Origin of the sequence: Lelliottia sp. CFBP8978 (assembly GCF_034046055.2) — a bacterium.
Classification (GTDB): Bacteria; Pseudomonadota; Gammaproteobacteria; order Enterobacterales; family Enterobacteriaceae; genus Enterobacter.
Genome location: NZ_CM188253.1, coordinates 2995086 through 3010306, shown reverse-complemented (window position 1 = coordinate 3010306; position 15221 = coordinate 2995086). Strand labels below are relative to the sequence as shown.

At 53.3% G+C, this 15221-nt stretch carries 18 protein-coding genes; 14 read left to right on the top strand and 4 right to left on the bottom strand.

The window, feature by feature from the left end:
- The first annotated feature begins 10 nt into the window (after window positions 1–10).
- The 12 genes from SOM82_RS14160 (at window position 11) to hisP (ending at window position 11083) form a co-directional block, all read left to right on the top strand.
- Window positions 11–670: a DedA family protein gene (locus tag SOM82_RS14160; RefSeq protein ID WP_154127471.1), complete on the top strand. Its 660-nt coding sequence runs from the start codon at window positions 11–13 to the stop codon at window positions 668–670.
- 154 nt (window positions 671–824) lie between these two features.
- Window positions 825–1730 (top strand): acetyl-CoA carboxylase, carboxyltransferase subunit beta, encoded by a 906-nt coding sequence (accD, locus tag SOM82_RS14155; protein WP_154127470.1) that lies wholly within the window; start codon window positions 825–827, stop codon window positions 1728–1730.
- A gap of 138 nt (window positions 1731–1868) precedes the next feature.
- Entirely contained in the window at window positions 1869–3137 is a 1269-nt protein-coding gene (gene folC / locus SOM82_RS14150) for a bifunctional tetrahydrofolate synthase/dihydrofolate synthase (RefSeq protein ID WP_320459714.1), read from the top strand.
- Window positions 3127–3822 carry a cell division protein DedD gene (gene dedD / locus SOM82_RS14145; RefSeq protein WP_320459715.1) on the top strand — a complete coding sequence of 232 codons (696 nt, stop codon included), beginning with the start codon at window positions 3127–3129 and terminating at the stop codon, window positions 3820–3822. The genes folC and dedD overlap by 11 nt, the downstream gene beginning before the upstream one ends.
- 197 nt (window positions 3823–4019) lie before the next feature.
- The gene (gene cvpA, locus SOM82_RS14140; protein WP_154127468.1) at window positions 4020–4508 is read left to right on the top strand and encodes a colicin V production protein; all 489 of its coding nucleotides are present in this window, start codon (window positions 4020–4022) and stop codon (window positions 4506–4508) included.
- 36 nt (window positions 4509–4544) lie between these two features.
- Window positions 4545–6062, top strand: a complete 1518-nt coding sequence (gene purF / locus SOM82_RS14135; RefSeq protein ID WP_320459716.1) for an amidophosphoribosyltransferase — start codon at window positions 4545–4547, stop codon at window positions 6060–6062.
- Window positions 6063–6150: 88 nt separating this feature from the next.
- On the top strand, window positions 6151–6720 hold the full coding sequence (locus tag SOM82_RS14130; protein ID WP_154127466.1) for a UbiX family flavin prenyltransferase: 570 nt from the start codon (window positions 6151–6153) through the stop codon (window positions 6718–6720).
- Window positions 6721–7011: 291 nt separating this feature from the next.
- Window positions 7012–7794, top strand: a complete 783-nt coding sequence (gene argT / locus SOM82_RS14125) for a lysine/arginine/ornithine ABC transporter substrate-binding protein ArgT (RefSeq protein WP_154127465.1) — start codon at window positions 7012–7014, stop codon at window positions 7792–7794.
- Window positions 7795–8036: 242 nt separating this feature from the next.
- Window positions 8037–8819: a histidine ABC transporter substrate-binding protein HisJ gene (hisJ, locus tag SOM82_RS14120; RefSeq protein WP_320459717.1), complete on the top strand. Its 783-nt coding sequence runs from the start codon at window positions 8037–8039 to the stop codon at window positions 8817–8819.
- An 83-nt stretch (window positions 8820–8902) separates the two neighbouring features.
- Complete coding sequence (locus SOM82_RS14115; protein ID WP_154127463.1) at window positions 8903–9589, top strand: histidine ABC transporter permease HisQ; 687 nt, start codon at window positions 8903–8905, stop codon at window positions 9587–9589.
- Complete coding sequence (locus SOM82_RS14110; RefSeq protein ID WP_320459718.1) at window positions 9586–10302, top strand: ABC transporter permease; 717 nt, start codon at window positions 9586–9588, stop codon at window positions 10300–10302. Before SOM82_RS14115 ends, SOM82_RS14110 begins: the two co-directional genes overlap by 4 nt.
- A gap of 7 nt (window positions 10303–10309) precedes the next feature.
- A complete protein-coding gene (gene hisP / locus SOM82_RS14105) occupies window positions 10310–11083 on the top strand; it encodes a histidine ABC transporter ATP-binding protein HisP (protein WP_154127462.1) in 774 nt (257 codons plus the stop codon).
- Window positions 11084–11232: 149 nt separating this feature from the next.
- Here hisP and SOM82_RS14100 read toward each other — a convergent pair whose 3' ends face one another.
- The 4 genes from SOM82_RS14100 to yfcG all read right to left on the bottom strand — a co-directional run bounded on the left by SOM82_RS14100 (window position 11233) and on the right by yfcG (window position 13782).
- Entirely contained in the window at window positions 11233–11742 is a 510-nt protein-coding gene (locus SOM82_RS14100; protein ID WP_320459719.1) for a GNAT family N-acetyltransferase, read from the bottom strand.
- A 61-nt stretch (window positions 11743–11803) separates the two neighbouring features.
- Window positions 11804–12697, bottom strand: coding sequence for a TIGR01777 family oxidoreductase (locus tag SOM82_RS14095; protein WP_154127460.1), 894 nt, complete (start codon window positions 12695–12697; stop codon window positions 11804–11806).
- A 19-nt stretch (window positions 12698–12716) separates the two neighbouring features.
- Window positions 12717–13079 carry a dihydroneopterin triphosphate 2'-epimerase gene (gene folX, locus SOM82_RS14090; protein ID WP_154127459.1) on the bottom strand — a complete coding sequence of 121 codons (363 nt, stop codon included), beginning with the start codon at window positions 13077–13079 and terminating at the stop codon, window positions 12717–12719.
- 73 nt (window positions 13080–13152) lie between these two features.
- On the bottom strand, window positions 13153–13782 hold the full coding sequence (gene yfcG, locus SOM82_RS14085) for a GSH-dependent disulfide bond oxidoreductase (protein ID WP_154127458.1): 630 nt from the start codon (window positions 13780–13782) through the stop codon (window positions 13153–13155).
- A 135-nt stretch (window positions 13783–13917) separates the two neighbouring features.
- On the opposite strand from yfcG, the gene yfcF reads away from it, so the two are divergent.
- Together yfcF and yfcE are read left to right on the top strand one after the other, a co-directional pair.
- Complete coding sequence (gene yfcF, locus SOM82_RS14080) at window positions 13918–14562, top strand: glutathione transferase (RefSeq protein ID WP_320459720.1); 645 nt, start codon at window positions 13918–13920, stop codon at window positions 14560–14562.
- A 55-nt stretch (window positions 14563–14617) separates the two neighbouring features.
- Complete coding sequence (gene yfcE / locus SOM82_RS14075) at window positions 14618–15169, top strand: phosphodiesterase (protein ID WP_320459721.1); 552 nt, start codon at window positions 14618–14620, stop codon at window positions 15167–15169.
- Window positions 15170–15221 lie beyond the last annotated feature (52 nt).

Genomic DNA, 15221 nt, shown 5'->3' with positions numbered 1-15221 from the left:
TTTTGATAATATGGACTTAATACGATTTATTATTGATTTCATCCTGCATATTGATGTTCACCTGGCGGAGCTGGTCGCGCAATACGGCGTCTGGGTGTATGCCATTCTGTTCCTGATTTTGTTCTGTGAAACCGGGCTGGTGGTGACTCCGTTCCTCCCGGGCGACTCGCTGCTGTTTGTGGCCGGAGCGCTGTCAGCGTTGCCCACTAACGATCTGAATGTGCATTTGATGGTGGCATTGATGATTGTTGCGGCTATCGTCGGCGATGCGGTGAACTACACTATTGGGCGGTTGTTCGGAGAGAAGTTGTTCAGCAATCCGAACTCAAAGATTTTCCGTCGCAGCTATCTGGACAAAACGCACGCGTTCTATGAACGCCACGGTGGCAAGACCATCATTCTGGCGCGTTTTGTGCCTATCGTTCGCACATTTGCACCGTTTGTCGCCGGAATGGGGCATATGTCTTATCGTCATTTTGCGGCGTATAACGTCATTGGCGCACTGCTTTGGGTATTGCTGTTTACCTATGCAGGATACCTCTTCGGGGATCTGCCCATTGTGCAGGAAAATCTTAAGTTACTGATCGTTGCCATTATTGTGCTCTCAATACTGCCGGGCGTGATTGAAATTGTTCGACACAAACGCGCGGCGGCAAAGCAAGCGAAGTAAGGACGCATTTGCGGTTCGACCACTTTTTTATCCAAAGTTTCGGGCTGTTATGTTTTAATGTGCAACATTCATGGTCTGTTTGTGGCAAAAATGGCATTATGCGCCGCTTACAGCAAAACTGGCATACGACCAGGTTCAGGCAGAAAGGTTATCAATGAGCTGGATTGAACGAATTAAAAGCAACATAGCCCCCACCCGTAAGGCGAGTATTCCTGAAGGGGTGTGGACCAAGTGTGACAGCTGCGGCCAGGTCCTGTACCGCGCGGAGCTGGAACGCAATCTTGAGGTTTGCCCGAAGTGCGACCACCACATGCGTATGTCGGCGCGTAATCGCCTGCATAGCCTGCTGGACGAGGGTTCACTGGTAGAACTGGGTAGCGAACTTGAGCCAAAAGATGTGCTGAAGTTCCGTGACTCCAAGAAATACAAAGATCGCCTTGCCTCTGCTCAAAAAGAGACCGGCGAGAAAGACGCGTTGATCGTGATGAAAGGTACTCTGCATGAGATGCCGGTTGTCGCTGCTGCTTTTGAGTTCTCCTTTATGGGTGGCTCAATGGGCTCTGTCGTGGGCGCGCGTTTCATCCGCGCCGTTGAGCAGGCGCTGGAAGATAACTGTCCGCTGATCTGCTTCTCCGCCTCCGGTGGCGCACGTATGCAGGAAGCGCTGATGTCTCTGATGCAGATGGCGAAAACCTCTGCTGCGCTGGGCAAAATGCAGGAACGTGGTCTGCCGTACATCTCTGTACTGACTGACCCGACCATGGGCGGCGTCTCCGCGAGCTTTGCGATGCTGGGCGATCTCAACATCGCTGAGCCAAAAGCGCTGATCGGCTTTGCTGGCCCGCGCGTTATCGAGCAGACCGTTCGCGAGAAACTGCCGCCGGGCTTCCAGCGCAGTGAGTTCCTCATCGAAAAAGGCGCTATCGACATGATCGTTCGCCGTCCGGAAATGCGCCTGAAGCTGGCGAGTGTCCTGGCGAAGCTGATGAATCTGCCGGCGCCGAGTCCGGACGAGCCGCGTGAAGGCGTGGTTGTGCCGCATCAGGAACCAGAAGCCTGATAACTCCAAAAGGGCAGGGCTGATCGGCGCTGCCCTTTTCAATTATTTGATACACAAGTCATTCAGGTTGTATCAAGGCGTAGCCAACGCAGAGACAGCTTGAAGGGCGAAGCGTATACATAACTGAAAGTGCGTATCATGGAAAATCACAGCATTCCCCAAGCCACGTCACCCCTGGTCACGTGGCTTTCTTATCTGGAAAATCTGCACAGCAAAACCATTGATATGGGACTGGATCGCGTGAGCCAGGTGGCGGCGCGTCTTGATGTGCTGAAGCCCGCTCCATTCGTCTTTACCGTCGCGGGAACCAACGGCAAAGGCACCACCTGCCGCACGCTGGAAGCGATGCTGATGGCGGCGGGTTATACGGTGGGCGTTTACAGCTCACCGCATCTGGTGCGCTATACCGAGCGTGTACGCGTTCAGAATAGTGAGTTGCCGGAGTCTGCGCATACGGCTTCCTTTGCTGAAATCGAAGCGGCGCGGGGCGATATTTCGCTGTCTTATTTTGAGTACGGTACGCTCTCCGCGCTGTGGCTGTTTAAGCAAGCACAGCTGGACGTTGTGATCCTGGAAGTAGGGTTAGGCGGACGCCTGGATGCGACCAATATGGTGGACGCGGATGTCTCTGTCGTAACCAGTATCGCACTGGATCATATCGACTGGCTCGGCCCGGATCGCGAAAGTATTGGCCGTGAAAAGGCCGGTATATTCCGCGCTCACAAACCCGCTGTGGTGGGTGAACCCGATATGCCGCACACCATTGCCGATGTGGCTCAGGAAAAGGGCGCGCATTTACGCCGTCGCGGCGTGGACTGGCAGTATGAGGTTCTGGATAACAGCTGGCGTTTTTGCGATGCGCAGGGCGAGCTTGACGATCTGCCGCTCCCGCAGGTGCCGCAACCCAATGCGGCAACCGCGCTTGCGGCTATCCGTGCCAGCAGGCTGAAAGTGAGCGAGCAGGCAATCCGTGAAGGTATTCAGCATGCCATTCTTCCCGGTCGTTTTCAGATTGTGAGTGAGTCACCGCGTCTGATTCTGGATGTAGCGCATAACCCCCACGCCGCGGCCTACCTCGCAGAACGCCTCAAATCCCTGCCAAAAACCGGGCGCGTTTTGGCGGTTATCGGTATGCTTCATGATAAAGATATTGGAGGCACGCTGGCCTGCATGGAGAGTGTGGTCGATTGCTGGTATTGTGCTCCACTGGAAGGGCCACGCGGCGCGACGGCGGAGCAACTGATGGAACATCTCGGTCAGGGCAAAGTCTATGACAGCGTAGTGCTGGCGTGGCAGGCGGCAATGGCCGATGCTAAACCTGAAGATACCGTGCTGGTGTGTGGTTCATTCCATACGGTGGCACATGTCATGGAAGTAATGGACGCGGGGAGAACCGGTGGCGAGTAAGTTTCAGAACCGTTTAACAGGAACCATTGTGCTGGTTGCGCTGGGAGTGATCCTGCTCCCGGGGCTGCTCGACGGGCAAAAAAAGCATTATCAGGATGAATTTGCGGCAATCCCGCTGGTGCCAAAACCCGGCGATCGCGATGAGCCAGACATGCTACCTGCGGCAACGCAGGCGCTGCCGGCTCAGCCGCCAGAAGGCGCTGCGGAAGAGGTGCGTGCCGGTGATGCGGCGGCGCCGTCTCTCGATCCCTCTCGTTTTGCGGTAAACAACAATACCGATCTGGACCCTGTTCCGGAGCCAGTCGTGCAGCCTAAGCCTGTCGAAAAAGCCAAACCCGTAGAGAAACCTAAACCACAGCGCGATAAAGCCAGCGAGCAGATTGCAGCCGCGGCGGAAGCACCGCCGGAAAAACCGGCTCAGGAAGAGAAGCCTGCGCCAGCCGGTAAAGCATATGTTGTCCAGCTTGGCGCGTTGAAAAATGCCGATAAAGTCAACGAGGTTGTCGGTAAACTGCGCGGTGCGGGTTATCGCGTTTACACTTCACCTTCGACGCCAGTGCAGGGTAAAATCACGCGCATTCTCGTCGGCCCGGATGCATCCAAAGATAAGCTGAAAGGATCGCTGGGTGAGCTGAAGCAGATCTCCGGTCTGAGTGGCGTGGTGATGAATTACAGCGCGAATTAAGTGCGCGTTGCCTCCTCTGCCCTGAGGGCGGAGGAGCGGGAATTCGTCCGAAGAGGCGCAATAACCCGACGGCGTTGATTATTTTTTCAGCGCCTTTTTTATTTACGCGCGGGAAGGAAATCCCTACGCAAACGTTTTCTTTTTCTGTTAGAATTCGCCCCGAACTGGATGACAGGGCGTTTAATCGTGGGACATATATGGTCTGGATTGATTACGCCATCATTGCGGTGATAGGTTTTTCCTGTCTGGTTAGCCTGATCCGTGGCTTTGTTCGTGAAGCGTTATCGCTGGTGACATGGGGTTGTGCTTTCTTTGTTGCCAGTCATTACTACACTTACCTGTCTGTTTGGTTCACGGGCTTTGAAGATGAACTGGTCCGAAATGGAATCGCCATCGCGGTGCTGTTTATCGCGACGCTACTCGTCGGCGCTATCGTGAATTACGTGATAGGTCAGCTGGTCGAGAAAACCGGTCTGTCAGGAACGGACAGGGTGCTGGGGATCTGTTTTGGTGCGCTGCGAGGCGCGCTGATCGTAGCTGCGATACTGTTCTTCCTTGATACCTTTACCGGGTTTTCAAAAAGTGAAGACTGGAGCAAGTCCCAGCTGATTCCACAGTTCAGCTTCATCATCAGATGGTTCTTTGACTATCTGCAAAGCTCGTCAAGTTTCTTGCCCAAAGTGTAAAACGCTTTGAGATGTGGCTTAACGAGGAAAAGACGAATGTGCGGTATTGTCGGTATCGCCGGTTTCATGCCGGTAAACCAGTCTATTTATGACGCGTTGTCGGTGCTTCAGCACCGTGGTCAGGATGCAGCAGGCATCATCACCATTGATGCAAACAACTGCTTCCGTTTACGCAAAGCGAATGGCCTGGTCAACGATGTATTTGAAGCCCGCCATATGCAGCGCTTGCAAGGCAATATGGGGATTGGCCACGTTCGTTATCCTACTGCTGGCAGTTCCAGCGCCTCCGAAGCTCAGCCTTTCTACGTTAACTCCCCGTATGGCATCACGCTTGCCCACAATGGCAACCTGACGAATGCTCACGAGCTACGTAAAAAGTTGTTTGAAGAGAAACGTCGCCACATTAACACGACGTCTGATTCTGAAATCCTGCTCAATATCTTTGCCAGTGAGCTGGATAACTTCCGCCATTATCCGCTGGAAGCCGATAACATCTTTGCTGCCATTGCGGCAACGAACCGACTGATCCGTGGCGCATATGCTTGCGTGGCGATGATTATCGGTCACGGTATGGTGGCGTTCCGCGATCCCAACGGTATTCGTCCGCTGGTGCTGGGTAAACGTGATATCGGTGACGGTCGTACTGAGTATATGGTGGCCTCCGAGAGTGTGGCACTGGATACTCTGGGCTTCGAATTCCTGCGCGATGTCGCCCCAGGCGAAGCCGTCTACATCACCGAAAAGGGCCAGCTATTTACCCGCCAGTGCGCGGAAAATCCGGTGAGCAACCCGTGCCTGTTCGAATACGTATATTTTGCGCGTCCGGATTCCTTCATTGATAAGATTTCGGTGTACAGCGCTCGCGTAAACATGGGCACCAAACTCGGTGAGAAGATTGCCCGCGAGTGGGACGATCTGGATATCGACGTGGTTATTCCGATTCCGGAAACCTCCTGCGATATCGCCCTGGAAATGGCCCGTATTCTGGGCAAACCGTATCGCCAGGGGTTTGTGAAGAACCGCTACGTTGGGCGTACCTTTATCATGCCGGGTCAGCAACTGCGTCGTAAGTCCGTGCGCCGTAAACTGAACGCCAACCGCGCTGAATTCCGCGATAAAAACGTGCTGCTGGTCGATGATTCCATCGTGCGTGGCACCACCTCCGAGCAGATTATCGAGATGGCGCGTGAAGCCGGGGCGAAGAAAGTTTATCTCGCGTCCGCTGCACCGGAAATTCGTTTCCCGAACGTCTACGGTATTGATATGCCAACCGCCAATGAGCTGATTGCTCATGGTCGCGAAGTGGATGAGATCCGCCAGATTATCGGCGCAGATGGCCTGATTTTCCAGGATCTGGACGACCTGATCGACGCGGTACGTGCCGAAAATCCGGATATTCAGCAGTTTGAGTGTTCCGTTTTTAACGGCATTTATGTGACCAAAGACGTTGATCAGCAGTATCTCGACTATCTCGATTCACTGCGCAACGACGATGCGAAAGCCGTGCAGATGCAAAATGATCTCGAAAGCTTAGAGATGCACAACGAAGGTTGATCTCAGAGCAGGTGAGGGTGCATGCCCTCACTTGCAACTCCCCGCAAAATCCTGCAAAGTCTGCCCTGACGCAAGAAAGGGCGAAATCATGAAAAGACTCATTGTAGGGATCTCCGGTGCCAGTGGCGCAATTTACGGCGTACGTTTGCTGCAGGTTTTGCGCGACGTTGCGGAGGTTGAAACCCATCTGGTGATGAGCCAGGCGGCGCGTCAGACCCTTTCCCTCGAAACCGATTTTTCCCTGCGCGATGTCCAGGCGCTTGCGGATGTGGTACATGATGCGCGCGATATCGCTGCCAGCATCTCTTCTGGCTCGTTTAAAACAGCCGGGATGGTTATCCTGCCCTGCTCAATGAAAACCCTCTCCGGCATTGTTCACAGTTATACCGATACGCTGGTAACGCGTGCGGCTGACGTGGTGCTAAAAGAGCGTCGTCCGCTGGTGTTGTGCGTGCGGGAAACGCCGCTGCATCTGGGACACCTACGCCTGATGACGCAGGCGGCAGAGCTGGGTGCGGTTATCATGCCGCCTGTGCCTGCGTTCTATCATCGTCCGCAAACCCTCGACGATGTGATTAATCAGACCGTCAATCGTGTAGTCGATCAGTTTGATATTGAGCTTCCTGACGATCTCTTCACGCGCTGGCAGGGCGCTTAGCGGTTCGCACAATTCTGGTGCATGATAATCCACGTCGCCCTGTTTCAGGGCAAATATGCAACCGCGATCATATCCTCAACATTTAATCCGTTTTTTCCCTTTTTCCCTCTCCGGTTCGTTCGGTAGACCTGCTATCTTTCACCATTAAGGCAATGTCGCAACGTTTTATTAACATATTTAACGTCGATTTTTTGACCAGACGACAATATGGCATAAGACCTGCAAGAGATCGCCTGCAATACAACACACAACACAAACCATAATAAAATCACGACACTTGAGGGTAAATGTATGAAGAAGACGGTTCTGGCTCTGTCTCTGCTGGTGGGATTAAGTGCGGCAGCGAGCAGCTATGCAGCACTTCCTCAGACAGTGCGCATCGGTACAGACGCCACTTACGCGCCATTCTCGTCCAAGGATGCGAAAGGCGACTTTGTCGGCTTTGATATTGATTTGGGAAATGAAATGTGCAAGCGTATGCAGGTGAAATGCACATGGGTGGGCAGCGATTTTGACGCGCTGATCCCGTCGCTGAAAGCCAAGAAAATCGATGCCATCATCTCCTCACTTTCCATTACTGAGAAGCGCCAGCAGGAAATCGCTTTCTCCGACAAACTCTACGCAGCGGACTCTCGTCTGATAGCCGCCAAAGGCTCTCCGATTCAGCCGACCATTGAGTCGCTGAAAGGCAAGCACGTGGGCGTATTGCAGGGCTCCACGCAGGAAGGCTTTGCTAATGCGGACTGGCGCGAAAAAGGCGTCGATGTTGTCGCGTACCAGAACCAGGATCTGATCTATTCCGATCTGGCGGCTGGTCGTCTGGATGCGGCATTCCAGGACGAAGTGGCCGCCAGCGAAGGCTTCCTGAAACAACCAGCAGGTAAAGAATTTGCCTTTGCTGGCCCTTCAGTGAAAGACAAAAAGTACTTCGGTGATGGCACCGGCATTGGCTTACGCAAAGATGACGCCGAGCTGAAAGCGGCATTCGACAAAGCCTTTGCCGAGCTGCGTAAAGACGGAACCTACGACAAACTGGCGAAGAAATATTTCGACTTCAACGTTTATGGCGATTAATCGTCATTGACGGGAGCGACGCCATGGCGAATCGCTGACATGGTGCGTGACGACTGTGAGTGACCCAATATGGTGCAAAGCCTGCACCATATTGGGTAGGCGGGTGCATAGTTAAGCACTTTTGATGCAAAAAATTCCATCTGTCGGCCATTATACTTTGCCATGCCAGGGGAATTAATGGCACATTAGCGACACCCCGTCGTCGTAAAATCCCGTAAGAAGACAGTCTGTTGAGGATAGATATGAAAAAACTGGTGTTGTCCCTTTCTCTGGTGCTGGCGTTTTCCAGCGCTACCGCAGCATTTGCAGCCATTCCGCAAAAGATTCGTATTGGTACAGATCCCACTTATGCCCCGTTCGAATCGAAGAATTCGAAAGGTGAGCTGGTGGGTTTTGATATTGATTTGGCAAATGAGCTCTGCAAACGCATTAAAACGCAATGTACCTACGTTGAGAACCCGCTGGATGCGCTGATCCCTTCGCTGAAAGCCAAAAAAATCGACGTCATCATGTCTTCTCTTTCCATCACCGAAAAACGCCAGCAGGAGATTGCATTCACCGACAAACTCTATGCGGCTGATTCGCGTCTGGTGGTAGCAAAATCTTCTGATATCCAGCCGACGCTGGAATCCCTTAAAGGCAAGCGCGTGGGCGTACTGCAGGGTACAACGCAGGAAACCTATGGCAACGAACACTGGGCGCCAAAAGGGATTGAAATTGTCTCCTATCAGGGCCAGGAAAATATCTACGCTGACCTGACCGCAGGGCGTATTGACGCCGCATTCCAGGATGAAGTGGCTGCCAGCGAAGGCTTCCTGAAGCAGCCTGTGGGCAAAGATTACAAGTTCGGTGGCCCGTCTATTAAAGACGAAAAACTGTTTGGCGTGGGCACCGGTATGGGTCTGCGTAAAGAAGATAACGAACTGCGCGAAGCGTTAAATAAAGCCTTTGTCGAGATGCGAGCTGACGGCACTTACGAAAAGCTGGCGAAGAAATACTTCGACTTTGATGTCTACGGTGGCTAATTGCCCCGTTAAATAACGTGCGCCCCCTCCCGTGACGGGAGGGGAAAAGACACGGTGTGACCACTCACGACAGGGCAGGCGTTATGCTGTACGGATTTTCTGGCGTTATTTTACAAGGCGCGCTTGTCACCCTCGAACTGGCGCTCAGTTCGGTGGTGCTGGCCGTGCTGATTGGCCTGGCGGGTGCGGGAGCGAAGCTCTCCAGTAATCGGGTGCTGGCACTGGTTTTTGAGGCCTATACCACTCTGATTCGCGGTGTTCCTGACCTGGTGCTGATGCTGTTGATTTTTTACGGTCTGCAAATTGCGCTCAATGGCGTGACGGATGCTATCGGTATGTCGCAAATTGATATCGATCCGATGGTGGCCGGTATCATTACTTTAGGTTTTATCTACGGCGCATACTTTACCGAAACCTTTCGTGGCGCCTATATGGCCGTCCCGAAGGGGCACATTGAGGCGGCGACCGCTTTCGGTTTTACCTCTTCGCAAATCTTTCGCCGAATCATGTTTCCGGCCATGATGCGCTTTGCCTTACCCGGCATCGGCAACAACTGGCAGGTGATCCTCAAGGCCACGGCGTTGGTGTCTCTGCTCGGTCTGGAAGATGTGGTGAAAGCCACGCAGCTTGCCGGAAAGAGCACCTGGGAACCGTTCTATTTTGCCGTGGTGTGTGGCGTTATTTATCTGGTGTTTACCACGGTCTCCAATGGTGTGCTTCTTCTGCTCGAACGTCGCTACTCCGTGGGTGTGAAGAGGGCTGACCTGTGATTGAGATTATTCAGGAGTACTGGAAATCACTGCTGTGGACAGATGGCTATCGCTTTACCGGCGTGGCGATCACCCTGTGGCTGCTGATTTCATCTGTGGTGATGGGCGGGATTCTGGCGGTGTTTTTATCCATTGGCCGCGTGTCGGAAAACAAATACATTCGCTTTCCAATTTGGCTGTTCACCTATGTCTTTCGCGGCACGCCTTTGTATGTTCAGCTGCTGGTGTTTTACTCCGGGATGTACACGCTGGAGATAGTCAAAGGCACCGAAATGCTGAACGCGTTCTTCCGCAGCGGCCTGAACTGTACCGTGCTGGCGCTGACGCTGAACACCTGCGCTTATACCACCGAGATCTTCGCCGGTGCCATTCGCTCTGTGCCTTACGGTGAGATTGAAGCGGCGCGCGCGTACGGCTTCTCATCGGTTAAGCTCTATCGCTGCATTATTATGCCTTCGGCGCTGCGTATCGCGTTGCCGGCGTACAGCAACGAAGTGATTTTAATGCTGCACTCCACCGCGCTGGCGTTTACCGCCACTGTGCCGGATCTGCTGAAAATCGCGCGGGATATCAACTCGGCGACCTATCAGCCATTTACCGCCTTCGGTATCGCCGCGGTGCTGTATTTGATTATTTCATATGTCCTGATTAGCCTGTTCCGTAAGGCAGAAAAACGCTGGTTGCAGCACATGAAACCTTCTTCGACGCACTGAGAAAACGATGTCTGAAAATAAATTAAACGTTATCGATCTGCACAAGCGCTACGGCGAACATGAAGTGCTGAAAGGGGTGTCGCTGCAGGCAAATGCGGGCGATGTGATCAGTATTATTGGCTCATCCGGCTCGGGGAAAAGTACGTTCCTGCGCTGTATCAACTTCCTCGAAAAGCCGAGTGAAGGGTCAATCATCGTCAGCGGGCAGAATATCAATCTGGTGCGCGATAAAGACGGTCAACTGAAAGTGGCGGATAAGAATCAGCTGCGTCTGCTGCGCACGCGTCTCACGATGGTTTTCCAGCACTTCAATCTCTGGAGCCACATGACGGTGATTGAGAATGTGATGGAAGCGCCGATCCAGGTATTAGGGTTGAGCAAACAGGAAGCCCGTGCCCGTGCGGAAAAGTATTTAGCGAAAGTGGGTATCGACGCGCGTCAGCAGATCAAATATCCGGTGCATTTATCCGGTGGTCAGCAGCAGCGTGTTTCGATTGCCCGGGCGCTGGCGATGGAGCCCGAAGTGCTGCTGTTTGATGAGCCGACCTCTGCACTCGATCCTGAGCTGGTGGGTGAAGTGCTGCGCATTATGCAGAAGTTGGCCGAAGAAGGCAAAACGATGGTAGTGGTGACGCATGAGATGGGCTTCGCCCGCAACGTCTCTAACCACGTTATCTTCCTGCATCAGGGCATCATCGAAGAGCAGGGGCATCCTGATGAGGTACTGGCTAATCCCAAAAGCCCGCGCCTGCAGCAGTTCCTGAAGGGATCTTTGAAGTAAGTTTTGCCCTTCTCCCTCTCCCCGTGGCAGAGGGCGGGGTGAGGGCATCAAGCCGCAGTGCAGCCCAATCGCCCGGTGGCGCTTCGCTTACCGGGCCTACGGACTGGGTGTTCTCCCTCTCCCCGTGGGAGAGGGTTGGGGTGAGGGCATCAGACCGCACCATACTCCAGCCGATACACCCAATCGTCATACCGCACCCCATTAATTTCATACGCCTTTTCCAGCACCTGTGTGCGCACAAATCCGATCTTTTCCAGAACGCGCACCGAGCCGGAGTTGTCGGCCAGAACATAGGCGTTGATTGCCCTGACGGTTGTCTGAGTAAACGCATAATCGCAAATGGCGTTCAGCGCTTCGCTGGCGATGCCTTTGCCCTGCGCCCGGGGAATAACGGTATAACCGATATCGGCCTCTTCGCGGTTCTGGGTGCTGATTTGCAACCCAATGTCACCCAGCGGGGTCTCATCATCGTGGGCGCGAATCACAAAGGTGTGCGGCGCAGTCAGCCGCGCGGCGAAAAGGCGTCGGGTCTCTTTTTCGGGCGCAATTGCGGCCATATAGCGCATGATGGCGCGGTCTTCACGAAGCGTGCGGAAAAAAGCCCAGTCAGAGGGTTCAAGCGGGGAGAGCTGAAGCCGGGGAGTTGTGATTATCGCCATAATGTCACCATACCTGTAAGTCTGGTAAATGACTGTAACATAATCAATGCGATAGTTTTATTTAACCCACCACATCTGCCAACGCCTCTTCTAAATCGTACCAGCGGAATCCAAAGCCTGAGGCTTCAAGCCGTTTCGGCAAGGCCCGCTGTCCGCCCAATACCAGCACCGACGATTCCCCCATCATCAGGCGAATCGCAGTGGCTGGCGCACGAAGCACCGCAGGGCGTTTCAGCGCGTGACCCAGGGCATGTGCAAACTGTTCATTGCGCACCGGATACGGCGACACCATATTGAACGGGCCGCGCAGGTCGTTATCCAGTAGCCAAAGAATGCCATTAACCATATCGTCGATATGGATCCACGCCAGATACTGACGGCCATTGCCCATCGGGCCACCCAGGCCGAGTCTGAAGACCGGGAGCATCTTCGCCAGGATCCCGCCCTTAGGCGCCAGCACCACTCCGGTTCTGAGCAGGCAGACGCGGGTGCGATCGCTTTGCGCTCCGCAGGCGATCTGCTCCCAGCGTGCGCAAAGTTTATGGGTGAATTCGTTATGCGGAGGCTCTTCTTCGGTGACGACCACTTCGCCGAGATCGCCATAGTAACCCGCCGCCGATCCAGAAATGAGCACTGACGGCGGCGTGGTGCTGGCGTGGAACAGATCAACCAGCTTCTGCGTTGTGTTCCAGCGGCTATCGCAGAGACGCTGTTTTTGTTCTGCCGTCCAGCGCTTATCAGCGATGGGTTCGCCCGCGAGATTGATGACGGCGTCGAAGCCATCCAGATTCTGCTGATCCGCCAGCCCTTTCCAGAAACTGACGTTGCCGCCGAGCACCTGACGCGCTTTTTCAGGACTGCGGGTCACCACGGTGACGTCGTGATTCATCGCCTGTAAACGCGAAATGAGGTGGCGACCAATCAGGCCCGTACCGCCGGTTATCAGAATCTTCATACAACCTCCAGGGTTGCGCTTAGCGTTGCCAGCTGAGTGTCATGGAGACGGAGTCGGCGTAACGCAGCGCGTGAAGTTTATCGATCTCAACCTCAGCATAAGTGACCCAGTGATGTTCGCGTGCGATATCGAGCACATCCTGAGTTAATTTTTCAAGTAAAGAGAAACGGTTATTCTCAACGTACTTAATAATGTTTTTAGTGATAGTGCGATAGTTCAGCGCGTCATTGATGTCTTCACTGGCGCGAGCCTTATCTGCCGGGTAGTGGATAACCACATTTATCACGATATCCTGACGATTCTCGATCTCTTCATTTTTGATACCAATGAAGGTGCGTAAGCGTAAGTTTTTTATACGAATAATAGCATCATGCTGTGACATTGCAGGCTTCCTCTGTTTTATTATTCGCACCATAATACATGAGGAAATATGGCGCGCCCAACCGGGCGCACGCTTATATTTGCTGCACTTTTTGCATTGCGCGTTCTGTCGCCGGACGGCTGCGGATCCGTTCGAACCAATTCTTCACCGCCGGGTAGTTCACCAGATCAATTCGCTGACGCTGATGGGCGTTTATCCACGGCCAGCAGGCAATATCGGCAATGCTGTAATGCTCTCCGCCAAGCCAGGGTGATTTTTCCAGCCGCTTATTAATGACGCTATAAAGACGTTGGGTTTCCACCTGATAGCGTTCAATGGCATAGGGAATGCTTTGCGGCGCAAAGTGATTGAAGTGATGATTTTGTCCCAGCATGGGACCGAGCCCGCTGGCCTGCCAGAACAACCACTGCAAAGTATGGTGGCGCTCGCGCAGTTCACCGCTCAGCAGTTTTCCCGTTTTTTCTGCCAGATAGAGCAGGATTTCTCCCGACTCAAATAAGCTTAACGGTCTGCCGCCATCTGCCGGAGCGTGGTCCACTATCGCCGGAATTTTATTGTTAGGCGAGATGGCCAGGAAATCAGGCCGAAACTGATCTCCCTTACTGATATCCACCTTGATGATGCGGTATTCCAGCTGAGTTTCTTCCAGAAATAGCGTGATCTTATGACCATTTGGGGTAGGGGCATAATAGAGGTCTATCATCTCAACTCCTGTCGTCGCAATTCTTCTCATCAAAGCGAGTATAGGTGCTGATGGCAAATCGTGAGTTTTCATCAAGTGACAGGGAAGCAAAGAGATTATATGTTGGATGAAAACCGATCAATCAATGAGGATGCCATGAGTCAACCTGCCATTACCCTGTGGTCCGATGCTAATTTTTACTCACCTTACGTCATGAGCGTCTATGTCGCGTTGGCGGAAAAGGGGCTGGCATTTAGCCTCAAAACCGTCGATCTCGATCGGGGCGAGCATCTTCAACCGCAGTGGCAGGGTTATTCATTGACCCGTCGTGTGCCGGTGCTGGAAATAGACAGCTTTGAGCTGAGTGAATCCTCGGCCATTACCGAATACCTGGAAGATCGCTTTTCTCCCCCGGAATGGGAGCGGATCTATCCTCACGATCTGCAAAAGCGCGCCCGTGCGCGTCAGATTCAGGCGTGGCTGCGCAGCGATTTGGGACCGATTCGCGAAGAACGCTCCACCGACGTCATTTTTGGTGGGGTGAAAAAACCGGCGTTAAGTGAAGCCGCTACGGTGAGTGCGAATAAGCTCTTCGATACGGCGACCAAATTGCTGGAACACGGGAACCCTAATTTGTTTGGTGAATGGTGCATCGCGGATGCCGATCTGGCATTAATGCTCAATCGTCTGGTCCTGAATGGCGACGATGTACCGCAGGCTCTGGCAGATTATGCTTCCTTCCAGTGGCAACGTGCTTCCGTGCAGCGTTATGTGGCGCTTTCAGCCAGGCGTGTGGGCTGATAAACCTGTTGGGTTGAGGTATGATAGGGCAATGATGAGTTGAAAGGAGTCGCTGATGAAACTTATGTTTGCATCGGATATTCACGGATCGTTGCCCGCCACGGAGCGTGTGCTGTCGCGCTTTGACGAAAGCGGTGCGCGGTGGCTGGTTATCCTGGGGGATGTACTTAATCATGGGCCGCGTAACGCGCTGCCTGAGGGCTACGCTCCCGCGCAGGTGGCAGAGAGACTTAATCAGTACGCCGCTAACATTATTGCCGTTCGCGGTAATTGCGACAGCGAAGTGGATCAGATGCTGCTTGATTTCCCGATAACCGCACCCTGGCAACAGGTATTGCTGGAAAATCGCCGACTTTTTTTGACCCATGGACATCTTTTTGGCCCGGATAATTTGCCCGCGCTGGCCACTGGCGATGTGCTGGTTTACGGCCATACTCATATTCCGGTGGCGGAAACGCGCGGGGATATTGTGCATTTCAACCCGGGTTCCGTCAGTATTCCTAAAGGGGGATACCTCCCCAGCTATGGCTTGCTTGAGGATAATCAACTGCGTGTTATCGCACTTAATGATCAGCAAGTTATTGCGCATGTAAGCATTAATCCGTAAGTTACATCTCAACTGTAAACGCGCCGAAAGAGCGCTTAACGAGAAGGGTTCC

Excerpts from the sequence above, each read along its gene's own strand:
- cvpA (WP_154127468.1), top strand. The coding sequence starts at position 4,020 with ATGGTCTGGATTGATTACGCCATCATTGCGGTGATAGGTTTTTCCTGT.
- SOM82_RS14115 (WP_154127463.1), top strand. The coding sequence starts at position 8,903 with ATGCTGTACGGATTTTCTGGCGTTATTTTACAAGGCGCGCTTGTCACC.
- folC (WP_320459714.1), top strand. The coding sequence starts at position 1,869 with ATGGAAAATCACAGCATTCCCCAAGCCACGTCACCCCTGGTCACGTGG.
- hisJ (WP_320459717.1), top strand. The coding sequence starts at position 8,037 with ATGAAAAAACTGGTGTTGTCCCTTTCTCTGGTGCTGGCGTTTTCCAGC.
- purF (WP_320459716.1), top strand. The coding sequence starts at position 4,545 with ATGTGCGGTATTGTCGGTATCGCCGGTTTCATGCCGGTAAACCAGTCT.
- folX (WP_154127459.1), bottom strand. The coding sequence starts at position 13,079 with ATGTCACAGCATGATGCTATTATTCGTATAAAAAACTTACGCTTACGC.
- SOM82_RS14095 (WP_154127460.1), bottom strand. The coding sequence starts at position 12,697 with ATGAAGATTCTGATAACCGGCGGTACGGGCCTGATTGGTCGCCACCTC.
- accD (WP_154127470.1), top strand. The coding sequence starts at position 825 with ATGAGCTGGATTGAACGAATTAAAAGCAACATAGCCCCCACCCGTAAG.
- SOM82_RS14130 (WP_154127466.1), top strand. The coding sequence starts at position 6,151 with ATGAAAAGACTCATTGTAGGGATCTCCGGTGCCAGTGGCGCAATTTAC.
- argT (WP_154127465.1), top strand. The coding sequence starts at position 7,012 with ATGAAGAAGACGGTTCTGGCTCTGTCTCTGCTGGTGGGATTAAGTGCG.
- yfcG (WP_154127458.1), bottom strand. The coding sequence starts at position 13,782 with ATGATAGACCTCTATTATGCCCCTACCCCAAATGGTCATAAGATCACG.
- SOM82_RS14100 (WP_320459719.1), bottom strand. The coding sequence starts at position 11,742 with ATGGCGATAATCACAACTCCCCGGCTTCAGCTCTCCCCGCTTGAACCC.
- SOM82_RS14160 (WP_154127471.1), top strand. The coding sequence starts at position 11 with ATGGACTTAATACGATTTATTATTGATTTCATCCTGCATATTGATGTT.
- yfcE (WP_320459721.1), top strand. The coding sequence starts at position 14,618 with ATGAAACTTATGTTTGCATCGGATATTCACGGATCGTTGCCCGCCACG.
- hisP (WP_154127462.1), top strand. The coding sequence starts at position 10,310 with ATGTCTGAAAATAAATTAAACGTTATCGATCTGCACAAGCGCTACGGC.
- yfcF (WP_320459720.1), top strand. The coding sequence starts at position 13,918 with ATGAGTCAACCTGCCATTACCCTGTGGTCCGATGCTAATTTTTACTCA.